The organism is Sphingomonas hominis, from assembly GCF_013328205.1.
Taxonomy (GTDB): Bacteria; Pseudomonadota; Alphaproteobacteria; order Sphingomonadales; family Sphingomonadaceae; genus Sphingomonas; species Sphingomonas hominis.
In genome coordinates this window covers 646,199-664,446 of sequence record NZ_JABULH010000002.1, presented here as the reverse complement: position 1 = coordinate 664,446, position 18,248 = coordinate 646,199, and the positions used below count along the sequence as shown (strand labels likewise).

Here is an 18,248-nt window from a genome sequence, read left to right as displayed (position 1 = left end):
CGTCTCTCTAGGAGACGCCGCCAACATGCTCGTCGAATTGATCGATCAGCGCTGTCGGATCGTTGCCACGGCCAGCTTACCGACCAACGCGGGCAGCCCCTTGTAGCTTGCCTGGTGATACGGCGATGCGGGCTCCAGCACCTTGGACAACCGACGATGCGCCTCGCCTAGCGAGTGATACGGCAGCCCCGGCAACAGATGATGCAGCGCGTGGTAGCGCAAGCCTACCGGCGCCCACAGCACCGGCAACAGCGCCGGCGGCGGCACGTTGACCGTGTCGAGATACTGCGCGGTGACGCTCATCGCTTCGCCCTCATTCTCCCACAAATGCGCGACCAACGTGCGCACCTGGTTGATCAACGCGACGCCCGCGCCGACCACCATGAAGATCGCGAAGGCCTTGAACGGGATCACGCCGGCCGCAGTCAGCACGATAAGCGCAATCGCCCACGCAGCCGTGGCGGCCTCAAGACGGACCCACCGCGTATGTTCCTCGCCCTCGGGCATGCGGCGACGGAACGACGGATTGATCGAAAGCGCGGAATAACGCGACACCACCGCCGCACGCAGCCGCGGCGACAGCGCGGACAGCGGCGCGAGGATCGCGTAGCGGATCAACAAGCCGACCGGCGCCAGTGCCGACACGATCACGAACACCGGCAACGTCCACGGCTTCATCAGCGCGAGCGGCAGATACTCCGGATCCTCCGACGTGCCATAGCGCGTCTTGGCATGGTGCAGATTATGAACGCCTTCGTACATGAACGACGGAATCATCATCGGCACGCCGATCAGCGCATTCCACCCGGCGCGAAAGCCGCGCATGTTCGCGTGCTTCATGTGCGTCAGCTCGTGGATCATGCTCATGCCGCGGTACAGCGCCAGCATCGACACGATGCCAGCGACGATCATCACGGCATTCGAGGCGGTCACTACCGCGAGCGCGAGTGCGGCGTAGCCGACCACCGAGGACCCGATCAGGTCCGCCCAGTATATGTCGGCGCGCGGCTTCACGAGATCTCGCGTCAGCTCGGCCGCGGTGCGCAGCATCGCTTTGTCGTCGGGAATGCGCGCGCGAACGCTCGCAGCCGAGGCGGGCGCACGGTCTAGGGTCATGCTGGTCATGGCTTGGTCCATTGCCGTGATATAGTGGCGACACAGTGACGCGAACAGGCGACCCGCGCCGCATTGCCGCGCAATTGCTCACTCGCCATGATCGATTGCGCCGTCTATTTCCCGATCATGTCTGACGCCCTCCGCATCACTAAAGTCACGACGAAGCGCGACCGCAAGATCTTCGTAGACCTGCCATTCCGCCTATACCGAGACGATCCGAACTGGGTGCCGCCGCTGAAAGGCGAGGCGCTGGGGTTGATCACGCCGGAAAAGAACGGCTGGTACAGCCACGCCGAGGTGCAATTGTTCCTCGCCTATCGCGGCGATCAGGTGGTTGGCCGTGTCTCGGCACATATCGACACGCTGGCGCTCACCATGCCGGCGGCGCAAGGCTTTGGTCCCGGCGTCGGCCAATGGGGGTTGATGGAGGCGGAGGACGAGGGCGTCTTTCAGGCGCTGCTCGCCGCTGCCGAGGACTGGCTGCGCGCGAAGGGCATGACACGCGCGCTCGGACCGATTTCGCAGTCGATCTGGGAAGAGCCGGGATTGCTGATTCAGGGCTACGACCATCCGCCCACGATCATGATGGGGCACGCCAAGCGCGAATATCGCGGATGGATCGAGCGCGCGGGCTACGTGCCGACCAAGCAGCTCGTCACCTACGAACTCGACATCACGCAGGAGTTTCCCAAGCTCGTCAAGCGTATCATCAAGTCGGGCGAGACGAATCCTCGCATCGTCGTGCGACAGGTCGACAAGCAACGCTTTGAGGATGAGGCCGCGATCATCCTCGATATCCTGAACGATGCATGGTCGGACAATTGGGGTTTCGTCCCCCTCACCCCGCCCGAGATCAAGGACGTCGGCGTCAAACTGAAGCCGATCGTGTTCAATGACCTGATCCGCATCGCGGAGCTGGACGGAAAGCCCGTCGCGTTCATGATCACGCTTCCCGACCTGAACGAGGCGATCAAGCCGCTGAACGGGTCGCTGCTGCCGTTCGGCTGGGCCAAGCTGCTGTTGTGGCTGCGCAAGCCGCGCGTGCGCACGATGCGCGTACCGCTGATGGGCGTGCGCAAGGACCTGCAATCCTCGCGGCTCGCCAGCCAACTCGCCTTCATGATGATCGAGGCGATCCGCAAGGCCTCGGTCGACCATTACGGTGCCAGCCGCGGTGAGATCGGCTGGGTGCTCGACGACAACCAGGGCATGAATTCGATCGCCACCGCGATCGAGAGCCGGGTCAACAAGATCTACCAGGTGTACGAACGCACCTTGTGATCCGGTACGCACCGGCGTGGCACCTGCCGCCACGCCGGTGCCGCGGCCCTCACCGCTTCGCCAGTGCGAGGACGTCGACGTCGAGCTTCTGCCACTGCGCCGCGGTGTGGCACTCGCGACGCAGGATGCGCGAGCCGGTGAGTTCGCTGCGAAGGCAGTAACGCTGGTCGGACGTGCCGGTCTGCGCGGGCGCGGTCAGCTCACTGGCCGGCGGCGGCGGTGCCTTGGGTTCGGCAGCGGCGGCAGTTCCGGCGAGGGAGGCGATCAGCGTGGCGAGGATGGTGGTTGATGTCATGGCATTTCTCCCGACGGCTCCGTGCCGTCGAGAGGAGCGTTGCATCGGTCGTGCCAAATGCCCGCGCGCGGAATTTCAAACACTTAGCGCGTGTGCCACCTGAATACCACACCATTGATTGGCCGATCACGCCGCGACTTGGCGTCAGAACACGAACGCGCCGCCCAGCGCCAATCGCAGGTCGGGCGTATGATGGTTGAGACCGGCCACCGCAAGAACGTCGAACTGCGTCCGCTTGGTCGGTTGCCACGCGAGCGAGCCCGCGAGTTGCGCCTGCGTCACGTGCTGTGCGGGATCGTTGTCGCGCTCGAGCAGGAAGTCGGCAAAGGCGGTGACATCGGACGACACGGTATAGCCGACCTCGACAATGCCGCTCGCGTCGAAGTGGCGACCGTGACGATCCTCATCCGCCTGCGCCGCCGCCTGTCCGGTAAAGCCGACGCTCCAGGTATCGTTCAGCTCGTAGACGATCGGCATCACCGCGCCCGCCGACCATGTCCCGTCGCTGATCTCGCCGCGTCCGGTGGGTAGCATGACGAACGGCTGCACCGCGGTCGACAGCCCATGTCCGTCCGAGTGGGTGATGTTCTGGCGCACCGCCAGCATCACGTCGCTGATGCCGGACACGCGTGAGATCGTCCCGGTCGCCTTGTCGCGCGTTCGTTGGCTGACCTGCGGGCTCCAGTCGATCTGGAACTCGGTCTTCGGCCCGAAACCGACGCGCGCGAGCACGTCGGCGTAGCGGATCGTGTCGACGCGCTCGTCGGCGTTATTGTCGAGTTCCCACTCGATTCCGGACGCCTCTACCTGCACCTCACCTGGCAGCGTCGTACACCCGCTGGAGCCCAGGCTTGGTCGATTGGGACAGAAGCGAAGATCGTCGCGCTGCTGCGCGGCGGCAGGCAGCGCGGAAGCCGCGCAGGCGAGCGTCGCGGCGAGCAGTGCACGCGCGTGCCTCACGACAGACGCACCCAGGTCGGGGCATGGTCGCTCGCCTTTTCGCGCCCGCGATACGCCTTGTCGACGTCGGCATCCTGCAAGCGGTCAGCAACCGCGGGGCTGAGCAGCAAATGGTCGATGCGGAAACCCGCGTCGCGCTGCCACGCGCCGGCTTGATAGTCCCAAAAGGTCCACACGCCACCGCGCGGATGACGGCTGCGCAAGGCATCGGTCCAGCCTTGCGCGACCAGCGCGCGATAGCCCCTGCGGCTCTCCGGCTGCATCAACGCGTCGCTTGCCATCGCCGGGACGGAGAAGGTGTCGTCATCGTTGGGGATCACGTTGTAATCGCCCGCTAGCACCGCCGGCACTTCGGCATCGAGCAGCACCTGCGCGCGCGCGCGAAGACGGTCGATCCAGCGCAGCTTGTAATCGAATTTCGGCCCGGGTCGCGGATTGCCGTTCGGCAGGTAGATCGAGGCGACGACGAGCCCGTCGACCTCACACTCGAGATAGCGGCTGTGATTGTCCTCCGGCTCACCTTCCAACCCGCGCTGGCGCTCGATCGGGTCCTGCCCGCGTGCGAGCACGGCGACGCCGTTGAAGCCTTTCTGCCCATGCCAGACCGCGCCATAGCCGGCGTCGCGGATCGCGGCCTCCGGGAACGTCTCATCGGAGGATTTGAGCTCCTGCAGGCAGACCACGTCGGGCTGCTGCTCGGCGAGGTATTCGACCAGCCGCTCGAGCCGCGCCTTGATCCCGTTGACGTTGTAGGTGACGATCTTCACGCCACGCAGCCTTACACCGCGAAGCTGGTCCCGCAACCACAGCCTGAGGCGGCATTGGGATTGCTCACCTGAAACGACGCGCCACCGAGTGATTCGATGTAATCGACCGCGCAACCGCGGACGAGATCGAGGCTGACGTCGTCGACCACCAGGCGCACGCCATCGGTTTCCGCGACCGCGTCGCCACTGTCGGGCGCGTCGGCGAAGCCGAACTTGTACTGGAACCCCGAGCAGCCTCCGCCCTCGACCGAGAGGCGCAGGATCGCGGCGCGCCCCTGTTTCGCGGCGATAGCAGCGACGCGCGCGGCAGCGGAGGGGGTCAGCGCGATCTCGGGTGCAAGCGTGGCCATGACCGTCATGTAAGCGGGGCCGGCTGCACCCGCAACCGACCCTGCATCTGTCCCAGCAAGAGACGAAGTGGAGGAAGTGGAGGTTCGGATCAGTCCTGCGGTGCAGGTCCGGTCGACACCGGGATCACGCCTACCGCGCGGTCCTGCGCGGCGAGCAGATAGTCGGCGGTGGTCAGGAACGGCACCGGGTTGACCGCGTGGCCGTCGATGCGGACCTCGTAATGGAGGTGCGAGCCGGTCGAGCGGCCGGTCGAGCCCATCATCGCGATCAACTGCCCGCGCTTCACGCGCGCATTGTCGGCGACGATGATGCGCGACAGGTGGCCGTAGCGGGTCGCAATCCCCTTGCCGTGGTTGATCTCTACGAGGTTGCCGTAGCCGCCCTGGCGACCGGCGTGACTGACGATGCCGTCGGCCGTCGCGTAGATCGGGGTGCCGATCGGACCGGGAATATCAACCCCGGCGTGCATCGCCGCGGTGCCGCGGAACGGATCGGAACGGATGCCGAAGTTGCTGGTGAACTTCAGGTTCGACACCGGCTGAACCGAGGGGATCGCAATCGTGCCGGTGGTGCCGCCGTCGAGCTTCTTCCAGCTCATGAACAGCGACCGGAATTGTGCGTCGGCGGCGATGTCGCCGCGTGCCTCGGGGCCGACCGCACTGAGCAGCGGGCCACCGGTCGCGGCCGGAACGTGGTGGGTGGCGGCGGCGACCGGCTGCGTCGCGGGCGCTTCCGCGCTGGCGATGCCGGTAAAGAGGCCGAGCGACGCGAGAACCACCGTCGCGGACGTCAAAGCGAGCTTAATCATCAAACCCCATCGTCGATCGATCAGCCGCGCGCCCGCGTGTGGCGCCCGCCCGTGTTGAGCTATCGGATCGGTTGGGACCCCCCGCCGTCCTGATGGCAGCTTTGTGGCGCAATGTATCAGTCTGAGGCAAGCCCGCCCCAATATTCGCGCGTCAAACCGGCCAAGGTGCGCGCCGAGTCGTTGAACGGAGGCCGAACCAGCCCGCGAAAGTGCCGATCGATCAGCGCGCGCCAGTGGGTCGGCGGGTTCAGACGCTGCGCCGCGCACGCCCATTCGAACCAGTTGGTGCCGAATCGCACGTGGCGGATTTCGTCGGTGTATATGCGCTGGAGGATGCGCGCGCCTGCCTCATCGCCCGATTGGCGGAAACGCATCACGGTGGTCGGCGTCACGTCTAGCCCGCGCGCCTCCAGCACCATCGGCACGACCGCGAGCCGCGCGAGCGGATCGTCGGCGGTGCGTGCCGCCGTTTCCCACAACCCAGCGTGCGCCGGTAGCGCGCCATAGAACGAGCCGAGCGCGCGCAACCGGCGATCGAGCAAAGCGAAATGCATCGCCTCGTCCGCGCCGACCGAGATCCAGTCGTCGACGAACGCGCGCGGAAAGCCGGCACCGAAGCGCCCCGCCATGTCGAAGGCGAGATCAACCGCGACGAACTCGATATGCGCGAGTGCGTGAAGGAGCGCGATGCGCCCGCGCTCCGATCCCGCCTTGCCGCGCTTGGGCATCTTGCCCGGCGGCAACAGTTCGGGCCGCGGCGGCCAAGCGGGCTTGACCGGCATCGGCTGGTCAAAGTCGTGCCGAAGGGCACCTTGTCGCCACGCGCGTGCGACGCGTCGCGCAGCCTTCAATTTGGCGACCGGTGCGGGGGTGGTCAGCACCTCGCGGCAGGCTTCGGCGATGCTGGTGGCAGGCTGCTCGGTCAAAGCGCGCGCGCCGCCTCCAGCACCGCGGCGGCGTGGTCGGGTACTTTCACCTTGCGCCATTCACGCACGAGCCGGCCATCGCGGTCGAACAGAAAGGTCGCGCGCTCGACACCCATGTAGCTGCGGCCGTACATCTGCTTCTCGCCCCAGACGCCGAACGCCTCGGTCACTTGGCCGTCGAGATCGCTGGCGAGCGTGACCCGCAATGAGTGCTTGGCAATGAACTTCGCATGCTTGGCGACGCTGTCGCGTGAAATACCGACGACCTGAACGCTCGCGGCGGCGTAGTCGTCGGCGAGCCCGGAGAAGTCCTGCGCCTCGCGCGTGCAACCCGGCGTGTCGTCCTTGGGATAGAAATAGACGACCAGGGGACGCGGCAGGTCGGCGAGCCGCAGTGGCTGACCATCGGCGCCGGTCGCCGTCACATCGGGTAATTCATTCATCCACCAACTCCCGCCACACACGCGAGACCTCCTCGCGGACCGCGGCGAAGCTGGCAAGCACCGCTGCCCAGTCGGGCAGGCGCAACGCCTGCGCGATCAGCGCGCGCGTGGCGGGCGCGTCGGGCTCGGCCGCGTCGGGAACGACCAATCGCGCGGTGACGAGCAAGCGCGTCAGCAGATCGTGCGCATCGCGCAGGCCGGGTGCGAGCAAGCCGTGCGCGACGAGTTGGTCGATCGCCTGGCCGAGATCGGGATCGAAGCCGGTTCGGTTCAGCAATTGCTCGACGTGGACGGTGAACTCCAGATCGACGAGCCCGCCGGGCAGTAGCTTGGCATCAAGCGGACCTTGCGGCGGTTTGTGCGCCGCCATCTCATCGCGCATCGCACGCGCGTCGGTGCGGATGTCGTGCTCGGTACGGTTACCGTGCAACACGTCGGCGATCACCGCATCGAGCGCCGCGCGCGCCCTGAGCGAGCCGAACACGGCGCGCGCGCGGGTCAGCGCCATATGCTCCCACGTCCAGGCGGACTCGCGCTGGTACCGCGCGAACGAGTCGAGCGTGACGGCAAGCGGGCCGTGCGCGCCCGAGGGACGAAGCCGGGTGTCGACCTTGTAGAGCGGTCCGGCGGCGGTGGGCACCGACAAGGCGGCGGCGACGCGCTGCGCGAGACGGTTGTAGTAGAGTGTGGCGCCGAGCGGTTTGACGCCGTCCGACTCGGCGTTGAAGTCACCGGTGAACAGAAAGATCAGGTCGAGGTCCGACGCATGGGTCAGCGCCGCGCCACCGAAACGGCCGAGCGCGAGGATCAGCAATTCGCTATCCGGCACGCGACCGTGTGCGCGCGCGAACTCGGCGACGGTCGCCTCTGCGAGCACGCACACGGCGGCCTCGGCGACGCCGGAATAGTCGCATGCGACCTGCAACGGGTCGGCGGCGGCTGCGACGAGCTGGACGCCGAGGGCGAAGCGCTGCTCGCCGACGACACGGCGGACGTGATCGAGCAATGCCTGGTAATCGGCCCCCTGCTCGACGCGGCGCATCGCGCGCGTGTGATCGGCAACCGAGCCGACCGGATCGAGCGCGCTGGCGTCGATCAGGCGGTCGAGCAGGTCGGTGCGGCGCGCGAGTTCCTCCGCCAGCGTCGGGGCATGGCTGAGCACGCGGGCGACGAGGGTGGTGAGCGCAGGCTGCGCCTCCAGCAGGCGAAAGAAGTTGATCGCACTGGACAGTCGCTCGATGATCCGGTCGAGCCGCTGCACCGCGGCATCGGGCACGGGAGCAGCTGCACAGGCGGTAACCAGATCGGGCAGCACCGCCTCCAACGCCGTCTGCGCGGCGGCGCTGCGCAGCGCGGGGTAGCGGCGGGCGCGCCAATCCGCGATGCGCGTCGCGATCGCTGCCGCATCGGTGAAACCGGCGTCGCCCAAGTGCGCGGCAAGCGCCGCACTGTCGTGCGGCAGGTGATCGCGCGTGTTAGGGGCGAGTTGGTCGAAGATCGCGGCGACCTTGGCCACGTGCGGTCGCAGCATGTCGAGCAATGCGATGCCGTCCGTGAGGCCGTGCAGCCGCGCGACTTGGTCGAGTGCCTCGCCGGCGGGCAGCGCGTGCGTCTGGCGATCGTCGATCATCTGCACCCGGTGCTCGATCGTGCGCAGCAGCGTGTAGGCGTGGGTGAGCGCCTGCGCATCGCCCGGCACGATACGACCAGCCTCGGCCAATGCAGCGAGCGCGTCGCGGGTGGCGGGCGCACGCAGGCGCGCGTCGCGGCCGCCGTGGATCAGCTGGTGAATCTGTGCGAAGAACTCGATTTCGCGGATGCCGCCCCTGCCGCGTTTCAGGTCGAAGCCGGGGCCGAACGCCTGCCCCTGCGCATGGTGGTTGCGGATGCGCCGAGTGATGTCGAGGATTTCGCCCACCGCGCCGAAGTCGAGGCTGCGGCGCCAGATGAACGGACGGATCGTATCGAGGAAGCGTTGGCCGAGCGCCACGTCGCCGGCGGCGGCGCGCGCGCGAATGAACGCGGCGCGCTCCCACGGCAGCGCCTGCGACTCATAATAGGCGATGGCGGCGTCGATCGGCACCGCGAGCGGGGTGATCTCGGGCGACGGGCGCAGCCGCAGGTCGACGCGCAGCACGTAACCATCGGCATCGCGTGTTTGCAGCAGTTCCAACATGCGGCGCGCGATCCGCACCGCGGCGTCGCCCGGCTCCTCGCGCGGGCGGCACGGCAGCGTCGCGGGATCGTAGAGCAGGATCGGGTCGATGTCGGACGAATAGTTGAGCTCGAAACTACCCTGCTTGCCGAGCGCGAGCGCGACGAAGCCGGTGGCGGGCGCACCCGGCGTCCGTTCGGCAATGGCGGTGCGGATCGCGGTGTCGAGCGCGATGTCGGCGAAGCGGGTGAGTCGAGCGGTGACTTCGGTCAGATCGAGGGTGCCCGACAGATCGCCGAGCGCCACCGTGCGCGCGACCGCGCGGCGCTCGACACGGAGCCTGCGCGCGACCGGCAACAGGTCCGCGTTGACGAGCAGCGCCGCGTCGGCGGCTTCTCGCGCGATCAATCCGGCGAGGAACGGCGCGTTCTCCATGGCGCGTGTGCGAGCGTTATCGTTTGCGGTGCTCATGCAAGGCAGCATAGTGGCGGAGCGCGGCGTATGTGCGGGTTATTTGCACCTCGGACTGTACTAGGCGCTCGCTAAGTCTGGCATGAGCCGGAACGTGGAGATCGAGGGCTTGCCCTTAGTTGCTGAGCCAGGTCGGCTTGGTAAGACCTTTGCCTCGCATCGTCACGACCATCCGCACTGAGACGACGTGGAGCTACGCGACTCTAGGTCGAACGCGAATTCAGAAGCGTCGACCATCATCCGGCCGATTACTCTCCAAAGAGGCGGCAGGTTCCAGCGTCTAGCAAAGCACAGGCTAAGACACTCTCACCAGTGTCTCAGCCACCGATGGCTCAACGCTCGCGCGCGAGTTCGTCCACTTCACCCATAATCGAGTCGAGCGTAGAGCGACCATTCTCATTCTCATGATCGCGGCGCGACTTCAGCGTCCCATCGCTCAGCAATGCTTCCAGTGCGACGCGTCCACGCGCCACGCGGCTCTTGATCGTGCCGACCGCGACGTTGCAGATTTCGGCAGCTTCCTCATAGGCGAAGCCGCCGGCTCCGACGAGGATCAGTGCCTCACGCTGCGGTTGCGGCAGATGCATCAGGGCGCGCTGCATGTCGGCGAGTTCGACATGCTTGTCCTGACTGGCCGGCGCGGCGAGCACGCGATCGGCGACCAGATCGTCCCATTCGCCCTTGAAGCGCGCACGACGCATCTGTGACAGGAACAGGTTGCGCAAGATGATGAAGGTCCAGGCGCGCATATTGGTGCCAGCCTGAAACCGCTTACGCGCGGCCCAAGCCTTGAGCAGCGTCTCTTGTACCAGATCGTCGGCCAGATCACGGTTACCCGACAGCGAACGCCCGAAGGCGCGCAGATGCGGGATCACCTGCGCCAATTGCGCCTTAAACTCGGGATCGGAGAGCGACACGTGCTCGACGGGCACGTCGCCGTCGGCACCGGGCGTGCTCACTAGGGACTGGGTCATGCCGCTCCGTTGACTTGGCGCCGCTCCCCCACCGGGCACGTCCGCTTGCTCAAGATAGTTGCCGTTGTCCGGCTTCGCCACCCCTACCAGCACCGATCAGGTCCGATCAGAACAGAAGAAGCGCGGCGAAGATCACGATAATGAGCACCAGCGAAGCACCCAGCACGTAGCGGCCGACCCCTGGCGTCGAGCCCGCCCGTGCCTGATCGGTTTCGACGTGCACGCGTTGATCATTGTCTGCCATGGTCGTTCAACCCGTATAAACCGTTTTGGGTCCGTATCGAACGAACGGACCATGACAATGTTACGCTGGTGTCAGGCGGGAATGGTGCTCTGGTCGAAGAACAGCGCCTGGCTGATCGCCGCCTTCACCGTGGAGCGCTGGAATGGCTTGGTGATCAGGAAGGTCGGCTCGGGACGCTCACCGGTCAGCAGCCGCTCAGGGAAAGCGGTGATGAAGATCACCGGCACCTGGAACTCGGCGAGGATGTCCTTGACCGCGTCGATCCCTGAACTGTCGTCGGCGAGCTGGATGTCGGCGAGGATCAGCCCCGGGCGGTCCTCCTGCGCCAGCGCCACCGCCTCGTCGCGGGTCACCGCCACGCCGGTCAGGTCGTGTCCGAGATCGCGCACGATGCTCTCGATGTCCATCGCGATGATCGGCTCGTCCTCGATGATCATCACGCGCGCACGGGTCTGCTTCTCGATCTCGGCGAGTGCTTCCGACACCAGCTCGTCGACGCGCGACGCGTCGGCATCGATCAGATAGGCCGCATCCTCCGGCGTGAAGCCTTCCATGGCGGTCAGCAGCAGGGCTTGGCGCGACAGCGGGCTCATCCGTGCGAGACGGGCACGCGCGATCGCTTCCGAGTCCTCCACGCTCCCTGCGTCGGGCTGTTCCTCGATGTGCGCTGAGTTCCAGATCGCCTGAAACGTGCGGTACAGGCCGAGACGCGGATCGACGTCGCGCGGGAATTCTTCCGGTGCCGCCACGATCGCCTCCAGCGTGGCGCGAACGTAGCGATCGCCCTGCACCTGGCTGCCGGTGAGCGCGCGGCCGTAGCGGCGCAGGAACGGCAGGTGCGGAGCGAGTTGTTGACCCAACGACATGTGTAGAAAGCCCTCCCATGGACGACGGCGCCGAACGACGCTTGCCCGTTTCGATCACGCGACTTAATCGGCCGGGACGCTGGCTCCCCGGCCCGTGATTTTCGTCACTCGCAGCGGGAACCATCGAGATGCTGTTTGGTTTCATCGCTCTAGCGCGGGTGAACACACGCGAGCAGGGTTTACAGTTTTTCCATTCGTCCTGCCCCGAGATGTGGGGCCTCTGGGGGGCTTGCGTTGACGTCCGAGAAGAAGCTGCCGGATAAGCCGAAAAAGGGAACGGCGGCGCAATCAAAGAACCGCGACATGGGCTCCGCTCTGCGTTCCGTGTACCAGAAGACCGTTGACGAGACGGTTCCGGACGACCTGCTGGCGCTCCTCGGCAAGCTCGACTGAGCGTGCAATGAGTGACGTTGCTGCCGTGGGCGTCTCGCATGACGCGCGGCAAGATTATCTGGCGCGTTGGCCGACCGGTGCCAAACTCTTCCTGATCCTGAGCCTCGCGCTGCTCCCGCTCGCGCTGATCGCCATCTTCGCGACATTGCGCGTGACACAGATCGCCGACACCGAGCTGCGATCGCATCTGCGGGTTGCAGCGGCGGAAAGCAGCCGCTCGATCTCGATCGAACTCGTCGGCGACATGACCGCGCTACGCGTGGCGGTGGACGCGCTGACGCTCGATCCGCGCGACGCGCCCAGTTGCGCGCGCGTGCAGGGCGTCTTCGCACAACAGGCAGTCGCAGGCGCCGAGTTCGCGATCCTGGACGGCAGCGGCGCGTTGATCTGCGGACGAGAGTTCCCCGGCGTGCGACGCACCAAGGACGAGGCAGCGTCGTCGACCCTGTCCGCACACTTCGTCGCGGGTCGAGGATTGGTGTTGCGGCTAGGAGACAACGGGCGCGGCGTGAATGCCTCGGCATTCTTCCCGCGAGCGTTTCTGACCAAGATCGGGCGGCCGAGCGGGTTTTCGTCGGATTACGCTGCCACGTTGGTCGACGCGGACGATCGGCTGGAGCTGATGCCGTTGAAGCGCGAGCGTGCGCTGGAGCGGCGTGAGGCGATCCGTGAAGATCTCGGCATCGCCGACCTGTCGCTCGAAATGCAGGTGCGTAGCGCGCCGATCGGATCGCCGCTGATCCTGGCGCTCGCGCTGCCGCTGTTGATGTGGGCAGCCGCGGCGGCAATCGCGTGGTTCGTGGTCGACCGTCTGCTGATCAACCCGCTACGTACCCTGCGCAGCAGTATCGCCGCCTACGCACCCGGCGATCAGCCCGATCCCGAACTGTACCGCGCGCTGCCGGCGCAGGAGTTGCGCGACCTGGGCGATACCTTTCGCGCGCTCAGCCGCACGGTGGCGGTCCACGAAGCCGGACTCGCCGAGGGGTTGGTGCGCCAGACCAAGCTGACGCGCGAGGTGCATCACCGGGTCAAAAACAACCTGCAGGTCATTTCCAGCCTGATCAACTTCCACGCGCGCGGCGCCAAGTCGCCCGAGGCGTCGCAGGCGTATAATTCCATCCAACGGCGTGTCGACGCACTGGCGGTCGTTCACCGGTATCACTTCGCCGAGATGGAAGAGAATCGCGGCGTCAGCATGCGCTCGGTCTGTGGCGAGCTCGCCTCGAACCTGCGCGCCACTGCGCCCGAGCACATGCATATCGGGATCGCGCTGGAGATCGACCCGCTTTACGTCACCCAGGACGTCGCGGTGCCGGTCGCGTTCCTGATCACCGAACTAGTCGAACTGGCCATGACCTGCGACCAGGGCGCGCAACTGCGGATCACGTTGCGCGCCGGTCCGGAGCCCGACTGCGCGTTGCTACGCATTTCGTCGCGGGCGCTGGTCGACAGCGATTGCCTACGTGACGGCTTGAAGAACCGCTTCGGTCGCGTGATCGAGGGATTGACGCGCCAGCTCCGCTCGACGTTGCAGCACGATCCGCTGGTCGGTGTGTACGAGGTCAAGATCACGACGATCGACAGCGATTGAGCGGAGCGGCGGCGTCTAAACCAATCATCACGCCCTGATTTGTGTCGAACCACGCACCGGTTCATTCAGGTGAGAAAATGCCGACGCTGCCTGGAACCGTGCGGCGAAGTTGACGTTCTACACTTCGGATCGCGACATAACGCCCCCCCGCTCTCGCGATCCACGACATAGGCCCGGAAGCGTCACCCCCCCCCCCCCCGGTGGCGCTTCCGGGCCTTATCACTTCATCTCGATGACGATCGGCACGCAGGTGGAACGAACCACCTGCGGGATCATTGAACTGCCAGGCATCCAGCCAGAGCAGGAGTTGTTTTGATGCGTAAGATCGTGGCAGCCGCAACCTTGGCAAGCGCGCTCATCCTCGGAGCGTGCAACACCATCGAAGGCGCAGGCAAAGACGTGTCGTCGGCCGGTAACACGGTAGCGAAGACCGCAAACGACGCGAAGTAAGCGCGACATCGCAAAATAGGTTGGGGAGTGGTTGGCACATGCTAACCGCTCCCTTTTTCTGTCCGAGTAACACGGCGCTACCGTGCTTCTGTTACCCATTGGGCTGATCTAGCCGACGAGCAGAACACAGGTGGAACTGATGCGATCGTACCAGTCGGCAAGCAGTGAAGCCGCTTATAGGGAATTCTAACACATCCTGAGGGTCGCTCGCTCCCTCTTGAAACGCTCTAGCTAAGGTCTTGCGGCTACTGCTCGGCCCAAACGTTCATACCCGAACGATCAGTCAGCAACAACGGCCGTTCCCTCACGCGCACGGCGACGCTCGGTGAACCAGATACCGATGATCGCGAGTTCGTACAGGATCACCAGCGGGATTGCGAGCAGAAGCTGCGAGCCAACGTCAGGCGGGGTCAGGACCGCCGCGATCGCGAACGCGCCGACGATCGCGTAGCGACGCGCAGTGATCAACTGCTTGCGCGTCACGATGCCAGCACGTTCCAGCAGCATCAGCAGCACCGGCAACAGGAACGCCGCGCCGAAGCCGAACAGAAATTGCATGATGAACGACAGGTAATTGCCGATTGCCGGCAACGCCTGCTGCTGCACGCCACCGACCATGCCCGAGTAACCGAGGAGGAAGTGCAACGCCATCGGCACCGCGACATAATACGCCATCGACGCGCCCAGCAGGAACAGCAGCGGCGTCGCCAACAGGAACGGAAGCAGCGCGCGCTTTTCTTTGCGGTACAGACCGGGCGCGACGAACTGCCACAATTGATTGGCAATGACCGGGAATGAAATCATCATCGCCGAGAAGAACGCGACCTTCACCTGAACGAAGAAGGCTTCGAAAATCTCGGTATAGATGACCGTCTTCTGCCCAACCGCGAGCAGCGGCTGAACGAGAAAAGCAAAGATGTCTTCGGCAAAGTACCAGCAGACGAAGAAGGCAACGGCGATTGCGGCGATGCAGTACAATAACCTCCGCCGCAGTTCGAGCAGGTGGTCGAGCAGTGGCGCCCGCGATGCGTCGAGATCGTCGCTCACGACGCTGCCCTGTTGCCGACAGCGGGTACATCCGAGCCGGGTTCCGGTGCCACGGCGGGCGTCGAGCCCTCCGTTGGAGCCGAGGCGTCGCTTGGGACAATTTGCGGATGCTCGATCATCTGCGGTTGCTCGACCATCACGGGCGCGGGTTCGTCAGCGGAGACGTGTGGCAATGCCGGATCGGCAGACGGCGCGGCGTGTTCGCGCATGATCCGCTCGTTCTCCGCCTTCCACTTTTTCTCCATCTCGGCGAGTTCGGCCTCGCGAACCATCTCGTCGAAGCCGGAGCGGAACTGGCGACCGACCGCGCGCGCGCGACCGACCCAGTGGCCGATGACGCGCAGCGCCTTAGGCAAATCCTTGGGACCGATCACCACCAGCGCGATAAACGCGACCAGCAGGAACTCCGACGGAGCGATGTCGAGCATTCAGCGCAGCCGAACTGGATCAGGTGACGTCAGCGATCCTCGCGCACGCGATCGGCGTCGCGGTCATAGGCGGGCTGGGCGGCAGACTGCGCTTCGATGCGCGGCTTGGGACGGCTGGACGTGTCCTCGTCCTCTTCCGCCATGCCCTTCTTGAAGCTCTTCACGCCCTTGGCAACGTCGCCCATCATGGCGGAGAAACGCCCGCCACCGAGCAGCAGGATCGCGATCACCGCGAGGACGAGGATATGCGGAAGGCTGAAGCTGCCCATGACGTGATCTCCTATTCGCCTGCTATCTAATCGTCCTCGCCGCGCTTTGCTACCTCGACCTGCCCTTCAGCCTGTTCGACCGCGAGATTGACCGGGTCGAGCAGCCCGGCGGCGCGCAGATCGTCGATGCCCGGCAGGTCGCGGCGCGTGGCAAGCCCGAAATGCGCCAGAAACTCGGGCGTGGTCGCGTAGGTGAGCGGACGGCCGGGCACCTCGCGCCGGCCGGCGGGGCGGACCCAGCCCGCCTCCATCAGCACGTCAAGCGTCCCGCGCGAGATCTGCACGCCGCGGATCGCCTCGATGTCGGCGCGGCTGACGGGTTCGTGATAGGCGACGATCGCCAACGTCTCGATTGCGGCGCGGCTGAGGCGACGCTGCTCCTCGCGATCGCGGCGCAGCAGGTGCGCGAGATCGGGCGCGGTCTGGAAGTGCCAGCGGCCGGCACGCTCGACCAGTTCGATGCCGCGCCCGGCGTAATCCTGCACGAGCCGGTAGAGCGCGGCGCGCACCTCGAGCGGGCCGACATGCGCGCGGATCGCGTCGAGCGAGAGCGGTTCGGTGGCGGCGAACAGGATCGCCTCGACCGCGCGTACCGTATCGTCGAGCGGGGTCACGCGAGCGACCGGAGATAAAGCGGTGCGAAGGGCTCGGCTTGCCGCAACTCGACCCTGCCCTGCCGCGCGAGTTCGAGTGCGGCGAGAAAGGAGGAGGCGAGCGCGGAGCGACGAAGCTGATCGGACGCGGCGGCGGGTAGGAAGCGTTCGATCGCCTGCCACTCGACCGCCGAGCCGACCATCGACGCGACTCGCGCCAGTGCGGCGTCGAGCGTCATTACCTCGCGGTCGTGCACGACATGCATGACCGGGCGGGTGCGTGCGCTGACCTGTCCATATGCGGAAAGGAGGTCGTAGAGGCTGGCGGTCCAATTGCTGTGGCGGACGGTGCGCAATCCCTCGGGTGCGCCGCGCGGGAAAACGTCGCGTCCGATCCGGTCGCGCGCCATCAACCGCGCGCCCGCGTCGCGCATCGCGTCGAGCCGTTCGAGGCGGAGCTGGAGGCGTAGCGCGAGTTCCTCGGGATCGGGCTCGACCGCGGAATCGCGCGGCAGCAGCAACGCGCTTTTCAGATACGCGAGCCACGCCGCCATGACGAGGTAATCGGCGGCGAGTTCGAGCTTGGTTGCGCGCGCACGATCGGTGAAGGCGAGATATTGCTCGACCAGCGCGAGGATCGAGATCTGTTTCAGGTCGACCTTCTGCGCGCGCGCGAGCCCGAGCAACACGTCGAGCGGGCCTTCCCACCCGTCGAGATCGAGCAGCAACTGCTCGGGCGCGGCCATGCGCGGGTCGCTCAGGCGAGCGCCAGCAACGCGTCGCGCTTGGCGATGAGTTCGGCCAGGTCGCCCGTGAGTGCAGCGACGCTCGCCATCGCGGCGTCGAGCCGCTCGCGTCCGCGCTGCGTGATGTCGGGCAATGCGGCGGCGATCGCCTGCATCTCGTCCATCCGCGCCCAGCAATCGAGTACCACGTCGCACCCCGCCGCGACCGCGCCCGCCGCCTTCTCGGCTGGCGTGCCCGACAGCGCCTTCATGTCGATGTCGTCGGTCATCAACAGTCCGTCAAAGCCGATGCGGCCGCGGATCACCTGCTCGATCACGGTCGGCGACAGCGTCGCGGGCCGCTCGGCATCCCAGGCGTGGTAGACGATGTGGCTGGTCATCCCCATCGGCGCACCCGCCAGCGCACGGAACGGTGCGAGATCGTCCTCCAACTCGTCGGCAGAGGCGGTGACGGTGGGGAGGTGATAATGCGAATCGGCCAGCGCGCGACCGTGGCCGGGTATGTGCTTGACGACGCCTACCACGCCGCCCGCACGCAACCCCTCCAGCGTCGCGCGTCCCATCGCGGCGACGCGCATCGGTTCGTGGCCGTAGGCACGGCTCGCGATCGCCTCGGTCGTGTCGGCGCGCGCGACATCGAGCAGCGGCAGGCAGTTGACGGTGATCCCCACCTCGGCGAGCATCAGCCCGAGCGCGTGCGCGTTGGCGCGTGCGGCCTCGATCCCCGACATCGGCGCACGCTCGTACAAGGCATCGAAGGCAGGGCCAGCGGGAAAGGCGGGCCATTCGGGCGGACCGAGCCGTGCGACGCGGCCGCCTTCCTGATCGACGAGGATCGCGACATCGTCGCGGCCTTCCAACTCACGAAGCTGATCGGTCAGTGCGCGAAGCTGCGCGCGCGTCTCGACGTTGCGCTTGAACAGGATGTAGCCGGCCGGACGCGCCTCGCCAAAGAAGGCGCGTTCGTCGGGCGTGAGCGCCGGCCCCGACAGGCCGAAGATGACGGGCTTCATGCTGCCCCGGTTACGCCAAAGCGACGGATCGGGGAACCCGCCTGCCCGGCTCCATTCA

22 protein-coding genes are annotated in these 18,248 nt (G+C 66.2%); 4 read left to right on the top strand and 18 right to left on the bottom strand.

All coding sequences use genetic code 11. From position 1 onward, the window contains the following. Positions 1 to 45: 45 nt before the first annotated feature. Positions 46 to 1,125: a fatty acid desaturase family protein gene (locus tag HRV97_RS08270; protein WP_174193735.1), complete on the bottom strand. Its 1,080-nt coding sequence runs from the start codon at positions 1,123 to 1,125 to the stop codon at positions 46 to 48. Positions 1,126 to 1,242: 117 nt separating this feature from the next. Between HRV97_RS08270 and HRV97_RS08265 the strand changes: the two genes are divergently transcribed. Continuing rightward, complete coding sequence (locus tag HRV97_RS08265) at positions 1,243 to 2,397, top strand: N-acetyltransferase (protein WP_223176719.1); 1,155 nt, start codon at positions 1,243 to 1,245, stop codon at positions 2,395 to 2,397. Positions 2,398 to 2,446: 49 nt separating this feature from the next. Here HRV97_RS08265 and HRV97_RS08260 read toward each other — a convergent pair whose 3' ends face one another. From HRV97_RS08260 to HRV97_RS08210, 11 genes are all read right to left on the bottom strand, one after another. Then, entirely contained in the window at positions 2,447 to 2,692 is a 246-nt protein-coding gene (locus HRV97_RS08260) for a hypothetical protein (protein WP_174193734.1), read from the bottom strand. Positions 2,693 to 2,836: 144 nt separating this feature from the next. Further along, positions 2,837 to 3,652 carry a transporter gene (locus tag HRV97_RS08255; protein ID WP_174193733.1) on the bottom strand — a complete coding sequence of 272 codons (816 nt, stop codon included), beginning with the start codon at positions 3,650 to 3,652 and terminating at the stop codon, positions 2,837 to 2,839. Further along, positions 3,649 to 4,419, bottom strand: a complete 771-nt coding sequence (xth, locus tag HRV97_RS08250) for an exodeoxyribonuclease III (RefSeq protein WP_174193732.1) — start codon at positions 4,417 to 4,419, stop codon at positions 3,649 to 3,651. The genes HRV97_RS08255 and xth overlap by 4 nt, the downstream gene beginning before the upstream one ends. An 11-nt stretch (positions 4,420 to 4,430) precedes the next feature. Further along, complete coding sequence (locus HRV97_RS08245) at positions 4,431 to 4,769, bottom strand: HesB/IscA family protein (protein WP_174193731.1); 339 nt, start codon at positions 4,767 to 4,769, stop codon at positions 4,431 to 4,433. Positions 4,770 to 4,858: 89 nt separating this feature from the next. Next, on the bottom strand, positions 4,859 to 5,578 hold the full coding sequence (locus HRV97_RS08240; protein ID WP_174193730.1) for a M23 family metallopeptidase: 720 nt from the start codon (positions 5,576 to 5,578) through the stop codon (positions 4,859 to 4,861). A gap of 116 nt (positions 5,579 to 5,694) precedes the next feature. Continuing rightward, a complete protein-coding gene (locus HRV97_RS08235) occupies positions 5,695 to 6,504 on the bottom strand; it encodes a ferritin-like domain-containing protein (RefSeq protein ID WP_174193729.1) in 810 nt (269 codons plus the stop codon). Beyond that, entirely contained in the window at positions 6,501 to 6,947 is a 447-nt protein-coding gene (locus HRV97_RS08230) for a peroxiredoxin (protein ID WP_174193728.1), read from the bottom strand. The genes HRV97_RS08235 and HRV97_RS08230 overlap by 4 nt, the downstream gene beginning before the upstream one ends. Continuing rightward, a complete protein-coding gene (locus HRV97_RS08225; RefSeq protein WP_174193727.1) occupies positions 6,940 to 9,573 on the bottom strand; it encodes a bifunctional [glutamine synthetase] adenylyltransferase/[glutamine synthetase]-adenylyl-L-tyrosine phosphorylase in 2,634 nt (877 codons plus the stop codon). Before HRV97_RS08225 ends, HRV97_RS08230 begins: the two co-directional genes overlap by 8 nt. A gap of 332 nt (positions 9,574 to 9,905) precedes the next feature. Further along, the gene (locus HRV97_RS08220) at positions 9,906 to 10,547 is read right to left on the bottom strand and encodes a sigma-70 family RNA polymerase sigma factor (protein ID WP_174193726.1); all 642 of its coding nucleotides are present in this window, start codon (positions 10,545 to 10,547) and stop codon (positions 9,906 to 9,908) included. Positions 10,548 to 10,653: 106 nt separating this feature from the next. After that, entirely contained in the window at positions 10,654 to 10,791 is a 138-nt protein-coding gene (locus tag HRV97_RS08215) for a hypothetical protein (RefSeq protein WP_174193725.1), read from the bottom strand. Between the two features lie 71 nt (positions 10,792 to 10,862). After that, the gene (locus HRV97_RS08210; protein ID WP_174193724.1) at positions 10,863 to 11,657 is read right to left on the bottom strand and encodes a response regulator; all 795 of its coding nucleotides are present in this window, start codon (positions 11,655 to 11,657) and stop codon (positions 10,863 to 10,865) included. Positions 11,658 to 11,891: 234 nt separating this feature from the next. Here HRV97_RS08210 and HRV97_RS08205 point away from each other — a divergent pair, with 234 nt between their 5' ends. The 3 genes from HRV97_RS08205 to HRV97_RS08195 all read left to right on the top strand — a co-directional run bounded on the left by HRV97_RS08205 (position 11,892) and on the right by HRV97_RS08195 (position 14,094). Next, a complete protein-coding gene (locus HRV97_RS08205; protein WP_174193723.1) occupies positions 11,892 to 12,050 on the top strand; it encodes a NepR family anti-sigma factor in 159 nt (52 codons plus the stop codon). Positions 12,051 to 12,057: 7 nt separating this feature from the next. Beyond that, a complete protein-coding gene (locus HRV97_RS08200; protein WP_174193722.1) occupies positions 12,058 to 13,644 on the top strand; it encodes a sensor histidine kinase in 1,587 nt (528 codons plus the stop codon). Positions 13,645 to 13,959: 315 nt separating this feature from the next. Then, positions 13,960 to 14,094, top strand: a complete 135-nt coding sequence (locus HRV97_RS08195) for an entericidin A/B family lipoprotein (protein WP_174193721.1) — start codon at positions 13,960 to 13,962, stop codon at positions 14,092 to 14,094. A gap of 279 nt (positions 14,095 to 14,373) precedes the next feature. Here the strand turns inward: HRV97_RS08195 and tatC are convergent, their stop codons facing one another. Genes tatC through nagZ form a run of 6 tightly spaced genes read right to left on the bottom strand, consistent with a single transcriptional unit; the run spans position 14,374 to position 18,190 of the window. Continuing rightward, positions 14,374 to 15,141: a twin-arginine translocase subunit TatC gene (gene tatC / locus HRV97_RS08190; protein ID WP_174193720.1), complete on the bottom strand. Its 768-nt coding sequence runs from the start codon at positions 15,139 to 15,141 to the stop codon at positions 14,374 to 14,376. After that, on the bottom strand, positions 15,138 to 15,569 hold the full coding sequence (tatB, locus tag HRV97_RS08185) for a Sec-independent protein translocase protein TatB (RefSeq protein WP_174193719.1): 432 nt from the start codon (positions 15,567 to 15,569) through the stop codon (positions 15,138 to 15,140). The genes tatC and tatB overlap by 4 nt, the downstream gene beginning before the upstream one ends. A gap of 29 nt (positions 15,570 to 15,598) precedes the next feature. After that, a complete protein-coding gene (locus HRV97_RS08180) occupies positions 15,599 to 15,838 on the bottom strand; it encodes a twin-arginine translocase TatA/TatE family subunit (protein WP_174193718.1) in 240 nt (79 codons plus the stop codon). Between the two features lie 26 nt (positions 15,839 to 15,864). After that, complete coding sequence (gene scpB, locus HRV97_RS08175; protein WP_174193717.1) at positions 15,865 to 16,452, bottom strand: SMC-Scp complex subunit ScpB; 588 nt, start codon at positions 16,450 to 16,452, stop codon at positions 15,865 to 15,867. Then, positions 16,449 to 17,177: a segregation and condensation protein A gene (locus tag HRV97_RS08170; protein ID WP_174193716.1), complete on the bottom strand. Its 729-nt coding sequence runs from the start codon at positions 17,175 to 17,177 to the stop codon at positions 16,449 to 16,451. Before HRV97_RS08170 ends, scpB begins: the two co-directional genes overlap by 4 nt. A gap of 11 nt (positions 17,178 to 17,188) precedes the next feature. Then, positions 17,189 to 18,190: a beta-N-acetylhexosaminidase gene (gene nagZ, locus HRV97_RS08165; RefSeq protein WP_174193714.1), complete on the bottom strand. Its 1,002-nt coding sequence runs from the start codon at positions 18,188 to 18,190 to the stop codon at positions 17,189 to 17,191. Between the last annotated feature and the right edge of the window lie 58 nt (positions 18,191 to 18,248).